This window comes from Vibrio sp. 1401 (assembly GCF_033340295.1).
Genome location: NZ_JAWOWF010000899.1, coordinates 1 through 503 on the forward strand (window position 1 = coordinate 1; position 503 = coordinate 503).

A 503-nucleotide genomic window follows, 5' to 3' on the forward strand; every position below is an offset into this window, starting at 1 on the left:
GCGATGGGGAAACGTCTGTTCGATATCTACCGCAACCCAGAGCTTAACGAGAAACCAAAATAACTCGAAAAGCGCGGTGGCCAATATTACTCAAAAGCGGCCTGTGAGCTGATGAGCTCTATCTACAACGACAAGCGCACCATCATGCACGTGAACACTCGCAACAACGGCGCGATTGCGGGCTTGCCGGACGACTGCCCTGTGGAAGTCAGCTGTATGATCACCAAATCAGGGCCAGTCGCTTTGAATGTTGCGCCGTTCCCAACAGATACGCTGCGCCTGATTCAATTGATGAAGGATTTTGAATCGCTCACTGTCGAAGCTGCGGTCACAGGCAACCGTAACGCGGCGCACCGAGCGTTGATTCTGAACCCACTGGTCACAACAGGAACGATTCTAGAGCAGGCATTGGAAGAGACAATTCAAGCGAACCTCGATTACATGCCGCAGTTTCGCTAAGCCCAATTAAAACGCAAAAGGGATGGTGAGTGCCATCCCTTTTT

1 pseudogene is annotated in these 503 nt (G+C 51.5%); it reads left to right on the forward strand.

Annotated elements, in window-relative coordinates:
- A pseudogene (locus R7Z77_RS28780) lies at positions 1-459 on the forward strand (6-phospho-beta-glucosidase); the annotation flags it as partial.
- Between the last annotated feature and the right edge of the window lie 44 nt (positions 460-503).